The sequence below is a fragment of the Comamonas faecalis genome (genome assembly GCF_039538025.1).
GTDB classification, from domain to species: domain Bacteria; phylum Pseudomonadota; class Gammaproteobacteria; order Burkholderiales; family Burkholderiaceae_C; genus Comamonas_C; species Comamonas_C faecalis.
Genome location: NZ_BAABBP010000019.1, coordinates 46,737 through 66,783, shown reverse-complemented (window position 1 = coordinate 66,783; position 20,047 = coordinate 46,737). Strand labels below are relative to the sequence as shown.

At 68.2% G+C, this 20,047-nt stretch carries 19 protein-coding genes; 14 read left to right on the top strand and 5 right to left on the bottom strand.

Translation table 11 applies throughout. The features are described from left to right. Positions 1 to 209: 209 nt before the first annotated feature. Complete coding sequence (locus tag ABD767_RS11390) at positions 210 to 1,325, bottom strand: helix-turn-helix domain-containing protein (RefSeq protein ID WP_103046265.1); 1,116 nt, start codon at positions 1,323 to 1,325, stop codon at positions 210 to 212. Between the two features lie 161 nt (positions 1,326 to 1,486). Between ABD767_RS11390 and ABD767_RS11385 the strand changes: the two genes are divergently transcribed. The 9 genes from ABD767_RS11385 to greB all read left to right on the top strand — a co-directional run bounded on the left by ABD767_RS11385 (position 1,487) and on the right by greB (position 10,429). Next, positions 1,487 to 1,954, top strand: coding sequence for a 2Fe-2S iron-sulfur cluster-binding protein (locus ABD767_RS11385; RefSeq protein ID WP_103046266.1), 468 nt, complete (start codon positions 1,487 to 1,489; stop codon positions 1,952 to 1,954). A gap of 46 nt (positions 1,955 to 2,000) precedes the next feature. Continuing rightward, entirely contained in the window at positions 2,001 to 4,373 is a 2,373-nt protein-coding gene (locus ABD767_RS11380; RefSeq protein ID WP_103046267.1) for a molybdopterin cofactor-binding domain-containing protein, read from the top strand. A 12-nt stretch (positions 4,374 to 4,385) separates the two neighbouring features. Then, positions 4,386 to 5,177 carry an FAD binding domain-containing protein gene (locus ABD767_RS11375; protein WP_103046268.1) on the top strand — a complete coding sequence of 264 codons (792 nt, stop codon included), beginning with the start codon at positions 4,386 to 4,388 and terminating at the stop codon, positions 5,175 to 5,177. Positions 5,178 to 5,386: 209 nt separating this feature from the next. Beyond that, positions 5,387 to 6,307 (top strand): AAA family ATPase, encoded by a 921-nt coding sequence (locus tag ABD767_RS11370; RefSeq protein ID WP_103046269.1) that lies wholly within the window; start codon positions 5,387 to 5,389, stop codon positions 6,305 to 6,307. 9 nt (positions 6,308 to 6,316) lie between these two features. Beyond that, on the top strand, positions 6,317 to 7,558 hold the full coding sequence (locus ABD767_RS11365) for a VWA domain-containing protein (RefSeq protein WP_103046270.1): 1,242 nt from the start codon (positions 6,317 to 6,319) through the stop codon (positions 7,556 to 7,558). A 13-nt stretch (positions 7,559 to 7,571) separates the two neighbouring features. Then, on the top strand, positions 7,572 to 8,120 hold the full coding sequence (locus tag ABD767_RS11360) for an SRPBCC domain-containing protein (protein WP_103046271.1): 549 nt from the start codon (positions 7,572 to 7,574) through the stop codon (positions 8,118 to 8,120). Between the two features lie 22 nt (positions 8,121 to 8,142). Continuing rightward, positions 8,143 to 9,183, top strand: coding sequence for an XdhC family protein (locus ABD767_RS11355; RefSeq protein ID WP_103046272.1), 1,041 nt, complete (start codon positions 8,143 to 8,145; stop codon positions 9,181 to 9,183). Continuing rightward, entirely contained in the window at positions 9,180 to 9,869 is a 690-nt protein-coding gene (locus ABD767_RS11350; protein ID WP_344869691.1) for a nucleotidyltransferase family protein, read from the top strand. The genes ABD767_RS11355 and ABD767_RS11350 overlap by 4 nt, the downstream gene beginning before the upstream one ends. Continuing rightward, a complete protein-coding gene (gene greB / locus ABD767_RS11345; RefSeq protein WP_103046273.1) occupies positions 9,866 to 10,429 on the top strand; it encodes a transcription elongation factor GreB in 564 nt (187 codons plus the stop codon). The genes ABD767_RS11350 and greB overlap by 4 nt, the downstream gene beginning before the upstream one ends. Before the next feature lie 572 nt (positions 10,430 to 11,001). On the opposite strand, the gene ABD767_RS11340 is transcribed toward greB, so the two are convergent. From ABD767_RS11340 to ABD767_RS11325, 4 genes are all read right to left on the bottom strand, one after another. Beyond that, the gene (locus ABD767_RS11340; protein WP_103044418.1) at positions 11,002 to 13,281 is read right to left on the bottom strand and encodes a RelA/SpoT family protein; all 2,280 of its coding nucleotides are present in this window, start codon (positions 13,279 to 13,281) and stop codon (positions 11,002 to 11,004) included. A 114-nt stretch (positions 13,282 to 13,395) separates the two neighbouring features. Next, a complete protein-coding gene (rpoZ, locus tag ABD767_RS11335; RefSeq protein ID WP_103044419.1) occupies positions 13,396 to 13,599 on the bottom strand; it encodes a DNA-directed RNA polymerase subunit omega in 204 nt (67 codons plus the stop codon). A 33-nt stretch (positions 13,600 to 13,632) separates the two neighbouring features. Beyond that, positions 13,633 to 14,253 carry a guanylate kinase gene (gene gmk / locus ABD767_RS11330; protein WP_103044420.1) on the bottom strand — a complete coding sequence of 207 codons (621 nt, stop codon included), beginning with the start codon at positions 14,251 to 14,253 and terminating at the stop codon, positions 13,633 to 13,635. A 116-nt stretch (positions 14,254 to 14,369) separates the two neighbouring features. Further along, positions 14,370 to 15,278: a YicC/YloC family endoribonuclease gene (locus ABD767_RS11325; RefSeq protein WP_103044421.1), complete on the bottom strand. Its 909-nt coding sequence runs from the start codon at positions 15,276 to 15,278 to the stop codon at positions 14,370 to 14,372. A gap of 73 nt (positions 15,279 to 15,351) precedes the next feature. On the opposite strand from ABD767_RS11325, the gene ABD767_RS11320 reads away from it, so the two are divergent. From ABD767_RS11320 to hemW, 5 genes are all read left to right on the top strand, one after another. Beyond that, positions 15,352 to 16,356 (top strand): protein kinase domain-containing protein, encoded by a 1,005-nt coding sequence (locus tag ABD767_RS11320; RefSeq protein WP_103044422.1) that lies wholly within the window; start codon positions 15,352 to 15,354, stop codon positions 16,354 to 16,356. Continuing rightward, a complete protein-coding gene (locus ABD767_RS11315; RefSeq protein ID WP_344869690.1) occupies positions 16,353 to 17,267 on the top strand; it encodes a PP2C family protein-serine/threonine phosphatase in 915 nt (304 codons plus the stop codon). Before ABD767_RS11320 ends, ABD767_RS11315 begins: the two co-directional genes overlap by 4 nt. A 55-nt stretch (positions 17,268 to 17,322) precedes the next feature. Then, positions 17,323 to 18,075 carry a ribonuclease PH gene (gene rph / locus ABD767_RS11310; protein WP_344869689.1) on the top strand — a complete coding sequence of 251 codons (753 nt, stop codon included), beginning with the start codon at positions 17,323 to 17,325 and terminating at the stop codon, positions 18,073 to 18,075. Positions 18,076 to 18,096: 21 nt separating this feature from the next. After that, entirely contained in the window at positions 18,097 to 18,696 is a 600-nt protein-coding gene (rdgB, locus tag ABD767_RS11305) for an RdgB/HAM1 family non-canonical purine NTP pyrophosphatase (protein WP_103044453.1), read from the top strand. Positions 18,697 to 18,796: 100 nt separating this feature from the next. Further along, positions 18,797 to 20,041, top strand: coding sequence for a radical SAM family heme chaperone HemW (gene hemW / locus ABD767_RS11300; protein ID WP_344869688.1), 1,245 nt, complete (start codon positions 18,797 to 18,799; stop codon positions 20,039 to 20,041). The last annotated feature ends 6 nt before the right edge of the window (positions 20,042 to 20,047 follow it).

Sequence of the window (20,047 nt, the reverse complement as noted above, 5' to 3'; positions counted from 1 at the left end):
TGGCACGAACTCCATCACTTGCGCAAACAGCGTCTTGCCCACGTTCATGCGTCACTCCAGGTCGTTCAAACCTGAAAGGATCGCAAATGCGCCATTGCAAATTCAAATCGTGGACACCCATGAATCTCTCGAAACCCGCGTCAGCACTGGCTTTGCGGCTTGTCCATATCAAATAAACCGGACACTACTGGGTTGATATGGAAATGGAATCACCCGCGCAGCCGCCGGTACAGCGTGGCCCGGCTCATGCCCAGTGATTTGGCGGCGTCGGCCACGCGCCCGCCGGCGTCACGCATGGCCTGGTGAATCAGGTCGCGCTCCAGCGCCTTGAGAGAGCGCGCCGCCGGCGCGGCGGCCGGCGCCGGGTGCGCATTGTGCGCCGCCGGCTCGACCCGTTGTGCGCTGCAGCGAACGTGCAGGCCCGACCACAGCGGAACGACGCTGGCCTCGCCGCGCAGCGCCAGGTCGAACAACATGCTCCACGGCAGCGCGAACAGGTCGCTGGCGTGCACCGCCTGGTGCGCCAGCGGGGCCAGCGCGGGCAGCATCTGGCGCGCGGTGGCGTTGGCGCCCGTGACGCTGCCCTCGGCGTCCAGGCACAGCAGGCCGCCCTGGGCGTCGCCGCCGGCCACGCTCCAGCCCGCGGGCCAGGACAGCGCCAGGCGCAGCGCGTGCGGCTGCGCCAGCACCAGTGCGTTCTCGATGCCGCGCGCCGACTGCGCGACCAGGTGGCGCAGCTCGGGGCGCTCGGCCACCTCGACGCCGGTCACGTCCAGCATGCCCAGGCAGACACCATGGGGGCCGAACAGCGGCGCGCCGGCGCAGCTGTAGACGCCGTTGCCGTGAAAGAAATGCTCTCCGCGGTGCAGCCACACCGGCGCCTGCTCGGCCAGCGCCGCGCCGATGGCGCTGGTGCCGATGCTGCGCTCGGACAGATCGACGCCGACGCGCGCGATGGCGTGCGCGGGCTCGCTGGCGTGGTCGATGGCGCCTGCGGTGTCGATGACGCTGCCGGCCGCGTCGGTCAGCAGCACGAAGTAGCGGATCGGCGCAATGGTCGCCGCCAGGCGCTCGATCTCGGGGCGGGCGGCGGCCAGCAGCGCGGCGTTGGCCTCCTGGCTGCGCCGGCGCGCCTGCGCTGGCACCGGGGCGAACGCCACGGCCGCTCCAGGCTGCTGGCCGCGCGCCAGGCAACGGCGCCAGCTGTGCACGATCCAGGCGCGCTCGTGCCAGGCCTGGGTCAGCGCCTCGGTCAGTTCCATGCCGCCGTGCAGCAGCGTCTGGCGCGCCTGGGCAATCTGCTGCAGCCGGTATTCATCGTGCATCGCAGGGCTCTCCTGTGGCTGCGGGGCTGTCTCATTCTGAGAATAAGCACGGCAGCACCGGTGTTTTGGGGGTTTTCCCGGGCGCCCATCGTCCCCGTTGTTCCAAGAATGGGCATTTTCCCACGACGTCATTTTTCACCCATAACCAGGAGACGCCCACGATGAAACTCGAACTCAAGGTCAACGGCCGCGCCGTCACCGCCGACGTGGCGCCCAACACGCTGCTGGTGCAGTTCCTGCGCGAGCACCTGCGCCTGACCGGCACGCACCAGGGCTGCGACACCGCCCAGTGCGGCGCCTGCACCGTGATTGCCGACGGGCGCTCGATCAAGGCGTGCAACACGCTGGCCGTGCAGATGCAGGGCGCCGAGGTCACCACCATCGAGGGCGTGGCGCAGGAGGACGGCACGCTGCACCCGGTGCAGGCGGCGTTCAAGGAGTGCCACGGGCTGCAGTGCGGGTTCTGCACGCCGGGCATGGTGATGAGCACCATCGACCTGCTGGCCCACCACCCGCAGGCCAGCGAGGCGGAGATCCGCGCGCTGCTGGAGGGCAACATCTGCCGCTGCACCGGCTACCAGAACATCGTCGCCGCGGTGCAGACCGCGCAGCAGTCGCTGCCCGCCTGACGCGCCGCCCGCCGCTGCACTGCCCACGAAACAAGGAGACAAGACCATGGGTGCCACTGCATTTGCCAAGCTGCCGCACATCGGCGAATCACTCAAGCGCAAGGAAGACCAGCGCTTTCTGACCGGTGCGGGCAACTACACCGACGACATCAACCTGGCCAACCAGAAGTACGGCTATTTCGTGCGCTCGCCGCATGCGCACGCCCACATCAAGGCGGTGGACACCGCCGAGGCCGCGCAGATGCCCGGCGTGGTGCGCGTCTTCACCGGCGCAGACCTGGAGGGCAAGCTCGGCTCCATCCCCTGCGGCTGGCTGATCTCCAACCCCGACGGCAGCCCGATGAAGGAGCCCTTCCACGCGGCGCTGGCCAGCAAGAAAGTGCGCTACGTGGGCGACCAGGTGGCGCTGGTCGTCGCCGATACGCTGGAGCAGGCAAAAAATGCCGCCGAGGCCGTCGTGGTCGACTACGAGGAGCTCGCCCCCGTCATCGACATGAAGAAGGCCAAGGACGGCCCGGCACTGCACGACGAGGCGCCCGACAACCACTGCTATCTGTGGACGCTGGGCGACAAGGCCGCCGTCGACGCCGCCTTTGCCGGCGCCGCGCACGTCACCCAGCTCGACCTGGTGAACAACCGCCTGATTCCCAATGCGATGGAGCCGCGCGCGGTCAACGTGACCTACAACCGCGCCAGCGACGAGGTGGAGCTGTACGTGGCCAACCAGAACCCTCACGTGGAGCGTCTGCTGCTGACCGCTTTCGTGATGCAGTGGCCCGAGCACAAGGTGCGCGTGATCGCGCCGGACGTGGGCGGCGGTTTCGGCTCCAAGATCTTTCTGTACGCCGAGGACGTGGCACTGACCTGGGCCGCGCGCCAGCTCGGCTGCGCGGTCAAGTGGACTGCAGAGCGCAGCGAGTCCTTCCTCAGCGACGCGCACGGGCGCGACCACATCAGCCACGCAGAGATGGCCATGGACAAGGACGGCAAGTTCCTGGCGATGCGCGTGCACACCCACGCCAACCTGGGCGCCTACCTGTCCACCTTCGCCTCGGCCATTCCCACCATCCTGTACGGCACGCTGCTGGCCGGCCAGTACACCACGCCACAGGTCTACGTCGAGGTGGACGGCTGGTTCACCAGCACCGCACCGGTCGACGCCTACCGCGGCGCGGGCCGCCCCGAGGCGGCCTACCTGATCGAGCGGCTGGTCACGCGCTGCGGCTGGGAGATGGGGCTGTCGCAAGACGAGATCAGGAAACGCAACTTCATCACCCAGTTTCCCTACCAGACGCCGGTGGCGCTGCAGTACGACACGGGCGACTTCCACGCCTGCATGAACGACGCGCAAAAGCTGGCCGACGTGGCCGGCTTCGACGCGCGCCGCGCGGCCAGCGAGGCCAAGGGCCTCAAGCGCGGCATCGGCTACAGCAGCTACATCGAGGCCTGCGGCCTGGCGCCGTCCAACATCGCCGGCGCTTTGGGCGCGCGCGCCGGCCTGTTCGAGGCCGGCGAGGTGCGCGTGCACCCCACGGGCAGCGTGACGGTGTTCACCGGCTCGCACAGCCACGGCCAGGGACACGAGACCACGTTCGCCCAGCTGGTGGCCGCGCGCCTGGGGCTGGACCCGGAGCAGGTCGACATCGTGCACGGAGACACCGGGCGCATTCCGTTCGGCATGGGCACCTACGGCAGCCGCTCGCTGTCGGTGGGCGGCGCGGCCATCATGAAGGCGCTGGACAAGATCGAGGCCAAGGCCAAGAAGATTGCGGCCCACCTGATGGAGGCCAGCGACGCCGACGTCGAATTCGCCAACGGCGAGTTCACCGTCAAGGGCACCGACAAGAAGGTGCCGTTCGCCCAGGTGGCGCTCACCGCCTACGTGCCACACAACTATCCGCTCGACAAGCTGGAGCCGGGCCTGAACGAGACCGCGTTCTACGACCCGACCAACTTCACCTACCCGGCGGGCACCTACATCTGCGAGGTCGAAATCGACCCGCAGACCGGCGTGGTGCGCGTCGACCGCTTCACCACCGTCGACGACTTCGGCGTCATCGTCAACCCGATGATCGTCGAGGGCCAGGTGCACGGCGGCGTGGTGCAGGGCATGGGCCAGGCGCTGATGGAGCACGGCGTGTACGACCCGGACAGCGGCCAGCTCTTGAGCGGCAGCTACATGGACTACACCATGCCGCGCGCCGACGACTTCCCCGCGTTCAAGCTCGGCCACGTCTGCACACCGTGCACGCACAACCCCATCGGCAGCAAGGGCTGCGGCGAGGCCGGCGCCATCGGCTCGCCGCCAGCGGTGATCAACGCGGTGCTGGACGCGCTCAAAAGCCTGGGCGTGCAGGACATCGACATGCCCGCCACGCCCTACCGCGTCTGGCAGGCCATTCAAAACGCAAACGCCTGAGGAGGAAACAGCATGTACGCATTCACCTACGAGCGCCCCGCCACCCAGGCCGACGCGCTGCAACTGGCCCAGGCGGGCGGCAAGCTGCTGGCCGGTGGCCAGACGCTGCTGGCTTCGATGAAGCTGCGCCTGGCCGCACCCGAGCAGATCGTCGACCTGGGCGGCATTGCCGCGCTGCGCGGCATCCGCCGCGAGGCTGGCCATCTGGTCATCGGCGCTATGACGCGCCACTGCGACGTGGCCGAAAGCGCCGAGGTGCGCGCCGACCTCCCGGCGCTGGCCGGACTCGCCAGCGGCATCGGCGACAAGCAGGTGCGCGCGCGCGGCACCATCGGCGGCTCGGTCGCCAACAACGACCCAGCCGCCGACTATCCGGCGGCGCTGCTGGCGCTGGGTGCAACGGTGCACACCAACGCGCGCCAGATCAAGGCCGACGACTTCTTTCTCGGCTTGTTCGAGACCGCGCTAGAGGACGGCGAACTGATCACCGCAGTGAGCTTCCCCATCCCGAAGAAGGCCGCCTACGCCAAGTTCGTGCAGCCTGCGTCGCGCTTTGCGCTGATCGGCGTCTTCGTCGCGCAGTTCGACACCGGCGTGCGCGTGGCCGTGACCGGCAGCGGCAACGGCGTGTTTCGCCACGCGGCGTTTGAAAAGGCACTGTCGGCCAGCTTCACCCCCGGGACGCTGGCGGGCATCGCCACCGATGCGGATGCGATGTCCAGCGACCTGCACGGCTCGGCCGCCTACCGCGCCCACCTGGCGGGCGTGATGGCGCAGCGCGCGGTGGCGCAGGCGCTGGCCTGAGCCGCTTCACTCCCTCCCCTTTGGGGGAGGGCTGGGGTGGGGGCCAGCGGCGGCATGCTTTTTTCATGCGTTGCATAGGCGCCAGCGGCCCCCCATCCCCGCCTTCCCCCAGAGGGGGAAGGGGTTCGGGATGCGCCATGTTTTAGGTGTTTCTGGCATTCAGCCCATACCCAGCAAATGCTGGTAGCTATCTTTTTTGAAGTATTCCCATGCCCGACACCCCCCCTCCTTGCGACTGCAGCAGCATCGACGCGCTGGCCGCCGCGCTGCAGACCGAGGGCTATTTCGCCGACCGCCGCCTGGCCACCGCAGTCTTCCTGGCGCTCAAACTGCAGCGCCCGCTGCTGCTCGAAGGCGAGCCCGGCGTCGGCAAGACCGAGCTGGCCAAGGCGCTGGCGCGCGTGCTCGCCCGCGAGCTGCTGCGCCTGCAGTGCTTCGACGGGCTGGAGCAGCGCGAAGCGCTGTACGAATGGAACTACGCCGCGCAATTGCTGCACCTGCGCGCCGCAGAAGGCACGGCCACTGCCGACGCGCTGGAGCAGCAGGTCTACCAGCCGCGCTACCTGGTGCGCCGCCCGCTGCTGCAGGCGCTGGAAGCACCGGCGCCCGGCGCGCTGCTGCTCATCGACGAGGTGGACCGCGCCGACGAGCCCTTCGAAGCCTTTCTGCTCGAATACCTGGGCGAGTACCAGGTCAGCATTCCCGAGTTGGGCACGATTCGCGCCGCGCTGCCGCCGGTCACCATCCTGACGAGCAACCGCACGCGCGAGCTGTCCGACGCGATCAAGCGCCGCTGCCTCTACCACTGGCTGGACTACCCCGAGCACGCGCGAGAGCTGGCCATCGTGCGCGCGCAGGTGCCGCAGGCTGGCGCGCAACTCACCGCGCAGGTGGCGGCCTTCGTGCAGCAGCTGCGCGCCGAGCCCTGTGCCGGGCATTTCCAGCGCGCGCCAGGCATTGCCGAGACCGTGGAATGGGCGCGCGCGCTGGTGGCGCTCGACACCCTGGTGCTCGACCCCGAGGTGGTGCGCGACACCGCAGGCATTCTGTTCAAGCAGCGCGACGACGTCGCCGCGCTCGACCTGGCGCTGGCGCAGCAGGCGCTGCAGGCCAGCCAGCCGCAGGGCTGAGACAACACCGTGGCCACGCTGACCTCACCCGACCAGCCCACCCAGGTTCCCCAGCTGGGCGACGCGCGCAGCGGCAAGCTGGCGGCCAACCTGGCCGCATTCGGCCGCGCACTGCGCCGCGCCGGCGTGCCGGTGGACGCGGCGCGCATTGCGCTGGCGCAGCAGGCGGTGACGCTGGTGGGCGTCGCCAGCAGGGCCGACATGGCGGCCGCTCTGCAGGCGGTGCTGGTCAGCCGCGCGCAGGACCGCGAAGTGTTCGACGAGCTGTTCGACGTGTTTTTCCGCGATCCACAGCTGGCCAACAAGCTGCTCGCGCAAATGCTGCCGCGCGCCGAAGGCCAGGCCGAGCCGCCGCGCCAGCGCCCCCGAGTGCGCGAGGCGCTGCAGCCGCCCAAGGCGCAGCCCACGCCAGATGACAAAGCCGAGCAGCCCGTCGACCTGGACGCCGCGATGACCGCCAGCCGCGTGCAGCGGCTCAAGGCGGCCGACTTCAACCAGCTCAGCGCCAGCGAATACCGACTGGTCGAGCGCCTGGTGCAGGACATTGCGCTGGCGCTGCCCAGCGTGGCCGGTCGGCGCCTGCGCGTGGGCAGCCGCGGCGCGCGCATCCACTGGGCGCGCACGCTGCGCCAATCGGCGCGCACCGGTGGCGACCTGGCGCAGCTGGCGCGTCTGCAGCGCCGCCGCCAGGTGCTGCCGCTGCTGGTGCTGGTCGACGTGTCCGGCTCGATGGAACGCTACGCCCGCCTGCTGCTGGCTTTTTTGCACGCCGCGACGGCGCGCGTTCGGGTGGACGGCCAGCAACTGCGCCTGCGCCGCGACGTGTTCGCCTTCGGCACGCGGCTGACCGACCTGACCCCCGCCTTCGCGCTGGCCGACACCGACGCCATGCTGGTGCAGGCCGGGCGCAGCATTACCGACTTTGCCGGCGGCACCCAGCTGGGCGAGAGCCTGGCGACGCTGCGCCAGCGGCACGCGCGCCGCCTGGTGGGGCGGCGTACGCTGGTGCTCATCGTCAGCGACGGGCTGGACACCGGCGAGCCCGCCCAACTGGCACAGGAGCTGGCCTGGCTCAAGCACCACACGCGCCGCCTGCTGTGGCTCAACCCGCTGCTGCGCTTCGGCGGCTACCAGCCCACGGCGCGCGGCGCGGCCGTGCTGCACCAGGCTTGCGACGGCATGCTGGCCGTGCACAACATCACGCAACTGCAGCAACTGGCGGGCGCCATCGCCCGGCTGCTCAAACAATGAAGGAGACCCCACCATGGACATGCAAGGTTCACGGCAGCTCGCGATCACCCAGCAACAGGCCTGGGAGGCCCTCAACGACCCCGAGGTCTTGAAGCTGTGCATCCCCGGCTGCGACAGCATCGAGGCCACCGGCGAGAACGCCTACGCGCTGGTCAACGCGATCAAGGTCGGCCCAGTGTCGGCCAAGTTCAAGGGCAAGCTGCAGCTGGCCGAGGTCAACGCGCCCAGCAGCTACACCATAGCGTTCGAGGGCAACGGCGGCGTGGCCGGCTTTGGCAAGGGCAACGCCCGCGTGGCGCTCAACCCCAACGACGAGGGCTGCGAGCTGGCCTACGAGGTCAATGCCACCGTCGGCGGCAAGATCGCCCAGGTGGGCCAGCGGCTGATCGACGGCGTTGCCAAGTCGATGGCCGAGAGCTTCTTCAAGCGCTTCGACGAGGAGATGCAGCGCCGCTTCGGCCCGCCGCCCGAGGAAGGCGCCGAAGACGAGAACAAGCCCGGCGCGATCAAGAAAATGTGGGGCAAGCTGACCGGTGGCAAGGCCAAGGAGACCGAGGCCTGAATCTTCCTGCAAGGAACCTGCAATGGAAAACCTGGACATCACCGTGCTGCGCGCCCTGGCCGACTGGCGCGCTGCCGGCCAATCGGCGCTGCTGGTGACCGTGGTGCGCACCTGGGGATCGTCGCCGCGGCCCATCGGCTCCATCATGGCGCTGCGCGGCGACGGCGCCGTGATGGGCTCGGTCTCGGGCGGCTGCATCGAGGACGACCTGATCGCGCGCTACACCCAGCCGGACGCCGATGACGCGCTGCCGCGCAGCGGCGCGCCGCAGTTCGCGATGTACGGCGTGACGGCCGACGAGGCCCACCGCTTCGGCCTGCCCTGCGGCGGCACGCTGGAGCTGCTGCTGGAGTTCGACCCCGACGCCGCCGCGCTCGCCCAGCTGGTGCAGGCGCTGGACGGCGGCCAGCTCACCCACCGCCACGTGCGCCTGGCCGACGGGCAGGTCACGCTGCAGGCGGCCGGCGCGCCGGCCGAGCTCACGGTGAGCGACACCGAGCTGGTCAACACCTTCGGCCCTGCCTACCGCATGCTCATCATCGGCGCCGGCCAGATGAGCGAGTACCTGGCGACGATGGCGCAGTTCTGCGGCTTCGCGGTCACCGTCTGCGACCCGCGCGAGGAGTATTACAAGAGCTGGAGTGTGGCCGGCGTGCGCGTGAGCACCGACATGCCCGACGACACCGTCGCCGCCATGGCGCCCGACGCACGCACCTGCGTGGTGGCACTGACGCACGACCCCAAGCTCGACGACCTGGCGCTTTTGCAAGCGCTGGAAACCCCCGCCTTCTACATCGGCGCCATCGGCAGCCGGCGCAACAACGCCGCACGCCACGAGCGCATGACCGAGCACCTGGGCCAGACCGAGGAGAGCCTGGCGCGCCTGCGCGGGCCGATCGGAATCTACATCGGCAGCAAGACGCCGCCGGAGATCGCCGTCAGCGTGATGGCCGAGGTGCTGGCGGTGAAGAATGGCGTGACGCTTCCGCGCGACATGGAAGTGGCCTACGTCAAGGATCAGCAGGGGCTGGCCGGCCCCGGCTCGTCCTGCCTGCTGCCGTGACGGCCGGCATCCACGCCGTGGTGATGGCCGCCGGCGCCGGCCGGCGCATGGGCTGCCGACCCAAGGCGCTGCTGCGCCGGGATGGCGAGTCGCTGCTGGCACGCCAGCTGCGGCTGCTGGGCGAGGTGGGCGTACGCCGCACCGTGGTGGTGCTCGGCCACCACGCGGCGGCCCTGTCCCAGGCGCTGGCCACGCTGCCGGTGGCGCCGGGAGAGGTGCGCAGCTCGGTGGTCAACCCCACGCCTGACGCCGGTCCGGGCACGTCGCTGCGCTGCGCCCTGGCGGCGCTGCCGGACGGCGCTGCCGCCACCCTGGTGCTGCTGGGCGACCAGCCCTTGCTCGAACATGCCGACCTGCAAGCCATGCTCGCCGCCTGGGCCCGGCGCGCCCCGGGCGTGGAGCTGGTGCTGCCGCAGCACGCGGGCCAGCCGGGCCACCCGGTGGTCTTCGGCCCGCCGGTGCGCCAGGCCGTACTGCAGGCCACCGGCGCCTACGGCGTGCGCGACTGGCGCCGGGGCCACCCCTGGGCGGTGGGCGTGCTGGACGTGGATCACGCGCGCTGCACCACCGACCTGGACACGCCGCAGGACATCGCCCGCGTCGCGCAGGCCCATGGCATCTCCCTGCAATGGCCCGACGATCTGCGCCAGAGCGTGTCGACGATCTCAGGCACCATAGCGCGATGAACAAGGCTTTCACCAAGGAGAGCGACGACGATGACGACGCGCTGACGCCCACGCCGTCCGCACCGCGCCTGCCCGGCGGCAAGAACTACATCACCCCCCAGGGCTATGCGCGCCTGCGCGCCGAGCTGCTGGCGCTGATCGACGAGGAGCGCCCCAGGGTGGTCGACATCGTGCACTGGGCGGCCAGCAACGGCGACCGCTCGGAGAACGGCGACTACCTGTACGGCAAGAAACGCCTGCGCGAGATCGACCGGCGCATCCGCTTCCTGACCAAGCGGCTGGAGATTGCCGAGGTGGTCGATCCCTCGGTGCATGCCGGCAGCGACCAGGTGTTCTTCGGCGCCACCGTAACCTACGCGGACGACGAGGGCATCGAGCGCACCATCACGATCCTGGGCGTGGACGAGGCGGACAACAGCCTGCAGCAGGTCAGCTGGGTGTCACCGGTGGCGCGCGCGCTGCTCAAGGCGCGCGAGGGTGACGAGCTCACGCTGCAGACGCCCGCGGGCCTGCGCACGCTGGAGGTGATCGAGGTGCGCTACCCATCACGGGACAGCTGAGGACGACCCAGCCGCCCGGTGCGGGGAGATCGGTCGCAATCACGCCCGGCCGCCTTTGGTGCACCGTGGCGGGTGCGTTACCCTATCGATTCGGCCCTTTGAAGTAGCAATTTTTCGTCATTGCGGCGAAGGTCGCAATCCATGACTTCCTCTCAAAGGCACTGGATCCCGGCCTTCGCCGGGATGACGAGTTCAAACATCACAAGGCCGGAGCAATAGGGTCATTCCATTTCTATATCAACCGATTACTTTGTCGACTTCGCTTGCCGTGCTACAGCACTGTCTGCGCTTCACCTTCGCGTACTCGATCGATATAGAAATGGAATCAAGCGCGGCACCCTCGTGGCCGCCGGCCCCGAGGCCTGGAACATCACGGTGGAGATCGGTCTGTACCGCCAGCATGCCGAAATGGCCCCGGCGGCGGAGCTGCTGTGGGAGCTGGCAGAAAAGCGAATCCCTTGCGCCATTCCTGACCGTACCGGCTCTTGATGCCCGGATCAGGCAGCACAGCCCGCAACACCATCGTTTTCGAAGCGCTCACGGCTGCGAGATGAACGCAGTCCACGGGCCTCTCACCCGCTGGTCACCGGCGCAATCTCGCGAAACACCCTCTGCACCGACGGCACACGGTGCAGTGCGCGGATCACCGCCTCCAGATGGGACAAGTCGCGCACCGAGATCAGGAAATGCAGATCCATGGTCTGCGTCATCGCGTCGTCCATGTCCACGCGCACGATGTCGGCGCCCGCTTCGGACAGCTCGGACGCAATGCGCGCCAGCACGCCCTTGCCGTTGGAGACCGTCACGGTGATCGCCGCCTGGAAGCTGCGTACCGGCTCCTCCGACCAGTCGACCGCGATGAAGCGCTCGCTGTCCTTGCGCAGCAGCTTTTGCGCCACGCCGCAGCGCGCATGGTGCACCACCAACCCCTCCCCGCGCCCCAGGTAGCCGACGATGGGATCGCCCGGAACGGGGCGGCAGCATTTGGCGTAGTGCACCGCGCTGCTCTCGCTGCCGTCCAGCGTGATGCCGCCTTGCGACATGCTCTCGTGCGCGCTGTAGCGCTCGCGCGTGAGCAGCAGCGCGTCAGGGCGCCAGCCGGCCTCGGCCAGCAAGTCGGTCATGCGCTTGGCCACCAGGCCGGCAATGCGCCGGCCCAGGCCGATGTCGGTCATCAGCTCCTCGCGCGATCGGTTGCCGGTAATGCGCAGCAACTTGTCCCACTGCGCCGCATATTGGTTGGCGTCCGGCAGCTGCTGCACGCCCTCGGCGCGCAGGGCCTGCGCCAGCAGCTTCTCGCCCAGTACCACCGACTCGGTCTGCGCCAGCGTCTTGATGTGGTGGCGGATCTTGGAGCGCGCCCGCCCGGTGCGCACAAAACCCAGCCAGGCCGGGTCGGGGCGGGCGCCCTCGGTCGTCTCGACCTCGACCACGTCGCCATTCTTGAGCTCGGTGCGCAGCGGCACCTCCTCGTTGTTGATGCGCGCCGCCGTCGTGCTGTCGCCCACGTCGCTGTGGATGGCGTAGGCGAAGTCGACCACGGTCGCCCCACTGGGCAGCGCCATGATCTGCCCACGCGGCGTGAAGATGTAGACCGCGTCGGGGAACAGGTCGACCTTGACGTGATCCCAGAATTCGGCCGCGTCGCGCGTCTCGTTCTGGATGTCCAGCAGCGACTGCAGCCACTGCGTTCCCAGCCGCTCGGCCTCCTCGCCGCCGCCCTTGGCCTTGTAGAGCCAGTGCGCGGCAACGCCGGACTCGGCAACGACGTGCATCTCCTCGGTGCGCAGCTGGAACTCGATGTTCAGACTGGCCGGCCCCACCAGCGTGGTGTGCAGCGACTGGTAGCCGTTGAGCTTGGGGATGGCGATGTGGTCGGTGAACTTGCCCGGCACCGGCTTGTACATCTGGTGCAGCACGCCCAGCGCGGTGTAGCAGTCGATAACCGAGTCGACGATGACGCGAAAGCCGTACAGGTCGGACACCTGGGCAAAACTCAGGTGGCGCGTGCCCATCTTGCGGTAGATCGCCTGCAGCGTCTTCTCACGCCCCGACAAGCGCACCCTCATGCCCTGTCGGGCAAAGGCAGCCTCGACGTCGACGCGCACCTTCTCGATCATCTCGCGCCGGCGCCCGCGCGAGCGCTCCACCGCCTTGGCCAGCGTCGCATGGCGCCATGGGTGCTGGTAGTGGAACGACAGATCCTGCAGTTCGCGGTAGGACTGGTTCATCCCCAGGCGATGCGCAATCGGCGCGTAGATGTCCAGCGTCTCGCTGGCAATGCGTCCCCACTTGTTGCGCGGCATGTCGCCCATGGTGCGCATGTTGTGCGTGCGGTCGGCCAGCTTGATCAGGATGACGCGCACGTCGCGCGCCATCGCCAGCAGCATCTTGCGAAACGATTCGGCCTGGTTCTCCTCGCGCGTGTTGAATTGCAGCTTGTCGAGCTTGGTCAGCCCATCGACCATCTCGGCCACCGGCGCGCCAAAGCGCTCGATCAGGTCGGCCTTGCCCACGCCGCAGTCCTCCAGCACGTCGTGCAGCAGAGCGGCCATCAAGGCCTCGGCGTCGAGCTTCCAGCCGGCGCAGATGGCGGCCACGGCGATCGGGTGGGTGATATAGGGCTCGCCGCTGTTGCGCAACTGGCCCAGGTGGCAGGTATCGGCGTAGCGGTAAGCCTGGCGCACCCGCTCGATGCTGTCGGCGTCCAGATAATCGAGCTTGTCCAACAGCCCCGCAAAACTGGCGGCTGCTGCATTCAATGCGGCCGTACCCGGTGAAGGCGGCAACGCAGATGGCGCCACCGTGCCTTGTTCATGTGGCCCGGTGACCGGATGAAACGCGTCGTTCATCCCTTTAATGTAACTTGACCGCCGTAAAAACTCGTGTTCCAACAAAAAAGCACCGTGCAACGGTGCTTTTGGACTGATGCCACGCCGCACCCGTGCGGCTGGCGCTCAGGGCGATCAGCCAGGGACTTTCTTCAGCATCTCCAGGCCCACCTTGCCCGCGGCGATTTCGCGCAGCGCGGTCACGCCCGGCTTGTTGCGGCTTTCGATCTTGGGGGTGTGGCCCTGGCTGAGCATGCGGGCGCGGTAGGTGGCGGCCAGCACCAGTTGGAAACGGTTGGGAATCTGCTCCAGGCAATCTTCCACAGTAATGCGTGCCATGGGTTCTCCAGGGAAAAAAGAGGCGGTGAAAATTCAGCAAATGCCGAGCGACGCGAAGGTGTCTGACCGGCTGCAGCGTTGTGCTGCGTATTTCAGGCGCTGGGCGTGGACGATGGATTTGAGATCGAAAAGCGCCCGCTCGAAAACCTCGTTGATTATAACGAAGTCGAATTTGCAGGCCTGTGCCATCTCCTGCGCGGCATTGGTCAAGCGCTTTTCGATCACATCTTCGGTATCTTCGCCGCGACGCTCCAGGCGAGAACGCAGCTCCTCCCAGCTGGGCGGCAAAATGAAGACCAGCACCGCGTTGGCAAACACCTGCTTGATCTGCAGCGCGCCCTGGAAGTCGATCTCCAGCACCACGTCCGCGCCCTGTGCCATGCGCTCCTCGATGGCCCTGCGCGACGTACCGTAGCAATTGCCATGCACCTGCGCCCATTCGACGAAGGCGTTGGACGCGATCATGGCGTCGAATTCCGGCTGCGAGACGAAGTAATACTCGCGCCCGTGCTTTTCCTGGCCGCGCGGCGCACGCGTGGTGTGCGAGACCGAGGGCTGGACATGCGAGTCGAGCTCCATCAAGGCGTTGACGAGGCTGGATTTGCCTGCCCCGCTGGGGGCAGAGACGACAAAGAGATTTCCGGGATAGTCCATACAAACAGGCGCTGGCCTGGGTGCGCACAAAGGGCGATTATCCCCAAATCCGCTCGCCCTCCAGCCAAACCGCCGCCAGCCCCCGCGCCGCATGGGGCCACCCACCGCGGCGCCGCTCACTCGATGTTCTGCACCTGCTCGCGCATCTGCTCAATCAGCACCTTCATGTCCACGCTGATGCGCGTCAGCTCCATGGTGGCGGACTTGGAGCCCAGGGTGTTGGCTTCGCGGTGCAACTCCTGGATCAGGAAGTCCAGGCGCTTGCCGACCTCGCCGCCCTTGTGCAGCAGCCGCTCGATTTCGTCGAGATGGCCTTGCAGGCGGGTGATTTCCTCGGCCACGTCAATGCGCAGGGCAAACGCCGTGGCCTCCGATAGCGCGCGCTCCTGGGCTGCCTCGCTGGGCGCGTCGCCCTGCGCCAGGCCCATCGCGTCGGCCCAGCGCTGCAAGAAGCGCTGGCGCTGCTGCGCCACCAGCTCGGGCACCAGCGGCTGGGCCTGCAGCGCCAGCGCGCGCAGCGCCTGTACGCGCTCGACCAGCATGGCCACCAGGCGCTCGCCCTCGCGTCCTCGCGCTTCGATCAGCGCATCGAGCGCCTGGTCGGCCAGCTGCTGCACCGCATCGCCCCAATCCTGGCGCGGCGCGCCCAGCTGCGAGCACAGGCGCAGCGCATCGGCCACCGACAGCGGCGGCGCCTGCGGCAGCCAGGACAGCACGCCGTCCTGCAACGCGCCCAGCTGCTGCAGCAGCGGCACCGAAGGGTGGGCCAGCACGCCATCGTCACCCTCTTCGACAAATGCGCGCAGCTCCACCTTGCCGCGCTTGAGCCGGCGGGTGAGCAAGGCGCGCAGCTGCGGCTCCTGCGCGCGCAGCTCATCGGACAGGCGCAGCGAAAGATCCAGGAAACGGCTGTTGACCGAACGCAGCTCCAGCCCCAGCCGGCGCCCCGGACGCTGTGTTTCAGGGGTGCTGCCAACGCCTTGCTGCTGGGCGCTGCCGTAGCCGGTCATGCTGTAAACTGCCATAGGACTTTGTGACGAATTGCTTGCAAAGCAGCCATTATCGGCCCGCTCATCCCATTCTCGCCCGCGTTGCTCCATGTCCAAGCCCAAGCCCGCCCCATTGCCCGCCGACACGACGATCGGCGGCTACCGCGTGGTGCGCCGCCTGGCTGCCGGCGGTTTCGGCGTGGTCTACCTGGCAGTCGATCCGGAAGGCCAGCAGGTCGCGATCAAGGAATATCTTCCCGCATCGCTGGCCACGCGCGAGCCCGGTGAACTCTTGCCCAAGGTGGCGCCCGAGAAGCTGTCGCTGTACCGCCTGGGACTCAAGAGTTTTTTCGAGGAAGGTCGATCGCTGGCTCAAATTTCGCACGCCTCGGTGGTGAGCGTGCTCAATTTCTTTCGCGAGAACGACACCGTCTACATGGTGATGAACTACCTGGAGGGCGCGTCGCTGCAGGAATACATCATCACCGCGCGCGATCTGAAGACGCTCAAGGTGTTTCGCGAGTCGACCATCCGCTCGCTGTTCGACGAGGTGCTGCGGGGCCTTCGCATCGTGCACCAGCACAAGATGCTGCACCTGGACATCAAGCCGGCCAACATTTTCATCACCGACGACAACAAGGCGGTGATGATCGATTTTGGCGCCGCGCGCGAGGTGCTGTCCAAGGAGAGCAACTTCATCCGCCCGATGTACACCCCCGGCTTTGCCGCGCCCGAGATGTACCGGCGCGACACGCAGATGGGCCCCTGGACCGACATCTACGCCATTGGCGCGTGCATCTACGCCTGCATGAGCGGCTACCCGCCCAGCGAGGCGCCGCAGCGCCAGGACAAGGACAGGCTGGCCGCGGCGCTGGGCAAGCTGCGCGGCGTGTACTCCGACAGCCTGATCCAGATCGTCGAATGGTGCATGGCGCTCGATCCGATGGCACGCCCACAATCGGTGTTCGCACTGCAAAAAGAGCTCTCGCGCGAAGGCGAGCGGCGCTACACCCGGCTGTCGGTGGCAGAGCGCATGCGCATGCAGATCGACAGCCTGGTCTCGCCCGACAAGCCCGCCGACAAGAACGACCAGGCACAGGGGCGCGCGCGGTGAAATTCTCCGTCTACCAGACCAGCGACCAGGGCGGGCGCGAGAAGAACGAAGACCGCATGGGCTACTGCTACACGCGCGAGGCGGGCCTGTTCGTGCTGGCCGACGGCATGGGTGGCCACCCCGACGGCGAGGTCGCCGCGCAGATCGCGATCCAGACCGTCTCCGCGCTGTTCCAGCAGCAGGCAAAGCCCAAGCTCAAGGACGTTGGCCGTTTTCTGGGCGATGCGCTGCTGGCGGCGCACCACAAAATCCTGCAATACGCCGGCCACCCCGTCGACGCGCTGGACACGCCGCGCACCACGCTGGTGGCGGCCGTGGTGCAGGACGGCAGCGCCAGCTGGATCCACTGCGGCGACTCGCGCATGTACTTGGTGCGCGGCAGCGAACTGCTGGTGCGCACGCGCGACCACTCCTACCTGGAGCTGCGCACGCCCGCGTTCGACGACGCCATGGGGCTCAACCGCAACGTGCTCTACACCTGCCTGGGCTCGCCCAGCCTGCCGGTCTACGACCTGGACGGCCCCATCGTGCTGGAGCACGGCGACCGGCTGCTGCTGTGCTCGGACGGGCTGTGGAGCATGTTCGACGACGAAACCATCGCCCACCACTTGGGACGCCGGCCGGTAGCCAGCGCCATCCCCTTTCTGGTCGGCGAGGCGCTGGAGCGCGCGGGCAGCAGCAGCGACAACGTCACCGCGGTGGCAATGCAGTGGGAGATGCCCGGCGCCCAGGCCGCCGCAGCAGGCATCACCACCGACGAGATGCACGACGAGCTGTTCGCCTCGACCATCCAGGCCGAGCCCTTCGACGGCCTGGACGATGGACACGACGAGCTGGACGACGCGGAGATCGAGCGCACGATTGCCGAGATCAACGCCGCCATCCAGCGCACCGCCGCGCGCAAGCCCTGAACCTTGTCGCCCGACAGGCCTGCCCGGCGCAGTCCTCTTGGGCGCACGCACTGCCATGAACACCTCCACCAACCCTTGCATCAACACTCCCCGCCACGACGGACGCACCGTCGACGCACTGCGCACGGTGCGCATCACCCGCCACTACACCATGCACGCCGAGGGCTCGGTGCTGGTGGAGTTCGGCAACACCCGCGTGCTGTGCACCGCCTCGGTCGAGGAAAAAGTGCCGCCGCACAAGCGCGGCAGCGGCGAGGGCTGGGTGACGGCCGAATACGGCATGCTGCCGCGCGCCACGCACAGGCGCAGCGACCGCGAGGCCGCGCGCGGCAAGCAAAGCGGGCGCACGCAGGAGATCCAGCGGCTGATCGGGCGCAGCCTGCGTGCGGTCTTCGACCTGAAGCGCCTGGGCGAGCGCACGCTGCAGATCGATTGCGACGTGATCCAGGCCGACGGCGGCACGCGCACCGCGGCGATCACCGGCGCCTGGGTGGCAGCGCACGACGCGGTCACCCGGCTGCTGCAGGACGGCAAGCTCGCGGCCAGCCCGATCACCGGCGCCGTCGCGGCGGTCTCGGTCGGCATCGTGGGGGGCCGGCCGGTGCTGGATCTGGACTACGCCGAAGACGCCGCCTGCGATACCGACATGAACGTGGTGATGACCGGCACAGGCCACTTCATCGAACTGCAGGGCACGGCCGAAGGCGCAGCGTTCAGCCGCAGCGAACTCGACGCTCTGCTGGCGCTGGCCGAGCAAGGCATTGGCCAGTTGCTGTCGCTGCAGCAACAGGCGCTGCAGCAGCCCTGACCCTTGCGATTGGAAAGCACCATGCACCTCGTTCTGGCATCGAACAACCGCGGCAAACTGGCCGAGCTGCAGGCCATGCTGGCCCCTCTGGGCGTGCAGCTGAGCGCCCAGGGCGACCTGGGCGTCGGCGAGGCCGACGAGCCTTTTCACACCTTCGTAGAGAACGCGCTGGCCAAGGCCCGCTTTGCCAGCGCCCACACCGGCCTGCCCGCGCTGGCCGACGACGCCGGCCTGTGCGTACGCGCCTTTGGCGGCGAGCCGGGCGTTCAGACCGCGTACTACGCCACGCGCTTTGGCTACCCCAAGAGCGACGACAACAACGTGCGCGCGCTGCTCGAACAGATGCAGGACGTGCAGGACAGGCGCGCCACCATGGTCAGCACGCTGGTCGCGGTGCGCAGCCCGCAAGACCCAGAACCGCTGATTGCCATGGGCCGCTGCCGCGGCGAGATCACGCGCGAGCGCCGCGGCAGCGGCGGCTTCGGGTTCGACCCGGTGATGTACCTGCCTGAGCTTGGCAAGACCTTTGCCGAACTGCCCACCGAGGTCAAAAACGCCCACAGCCACCGGGGAAAAGCCGTGCAGCAGATGATCGCGCTGATGCGCGCGCACTGGCTGTAGCCGCCGCACGCCTTGCAGCCTGCGGCGTGCCAACATCGCCGCCACACTCGTTCCACCTCGCCAGGACACGTCCGAAATCCGGCGCGTTTTGGCCGTTGCCATGTCCAAGACCATTCACATCGCCTCCGCAGCCACGGGCGCCACGCCTGCCCCGCTGCACGACATCCAGCACTACCTGCGCGACGGGCCTTTGCGCCTGCGCGGCCAGCCGCCTCTGTCGCTGTACGTGCACATTCCCTGGTGCCTGCGCAAATGCCCGTACTGTGACTTCAACTCGCACGCGCTGCGCGAGGGCGACGACGCGCCCGAGGAGCGCTATGTCGACGCGCTGATCTCCGACCTGCAGGCGGCGCTGCCGCTGGTCTGGGGGCGCAGCATCATCAGCGTCTTCATCGGCGGAGGCACGCCCAGCCTGTTCTCACCGCAGGCGATCGACCGGCTGCTGGCCGCCATCCGCGCGCTGCTGCCGCTGGATGCGGGCTGTGAAATCACGCTGGAGGCCAACCCCGGCACCTTCGAGAAAGAGCGCTTTCGCGCCTACCGCGACGCCGGCGTCACGCGCCTGTCAATTGGCGTGCAAAGCTTCAACGACCGGCTGCTGGCCGCCATCGGCCGCGTGCACGACGGCGCGCAGGCGATGGCCGCCGTGCAGGAGGCGGCGCAGGCCTTCGAGACCTTCAACATCGACCTGATGTACGCCCTGCCCGGCCAGAGCCTGGCCGAGCTGGAAGCCGACGTGCGCCAGGCGCTGGATCTGGGCACTCCCCACCTGTCGGTCTACCACCTGACTATCGAGCCCAACACCTGGTTTGCCAAGCACCCGCCGCGCCTGCCCGACGACGACAGCGCCTACGCCATGCTCGACCGCATCACCGCGCTGACGGCCGAGGCGGGTATGGAGCGCTACGAGGTCTCGGCCTATGCCAAGGCCTACCACCCCTGCGTGCACAACAGCAACTACTGGCAGTTTGGCGACTACCTGGGCATTGGCGCGGGCGCGCACAGCAAGATCAGCTTTCCCCACCGCGTGATGCGCCAGGTGCGCTTTCGCGACCCGCAGCTGTACATGCAGCACGCGCTGGCGGGCAACGCCATGGCGCAGGACAACGAGGTTGCGCCGCAGGACTTGGTGTTTGAATACATGCTCAACGCCCTGCGCCTGCGCGCGGGCTTCATGGTGCGTGACTTCAGCGCCTGCACCGGCCAGCCGATCACCGCCATCTCCGCAGGGCTAAAGGCTGCCGAGGCCAAGGGCCTGCTGGAGCACAACCTGGTGCGCGTGCGCCCGACCGAGCGCGGCTTCGATTTCCTGAGCGACCTGCAGGCGCTGTTTTTGCCTCAATAAAGCACC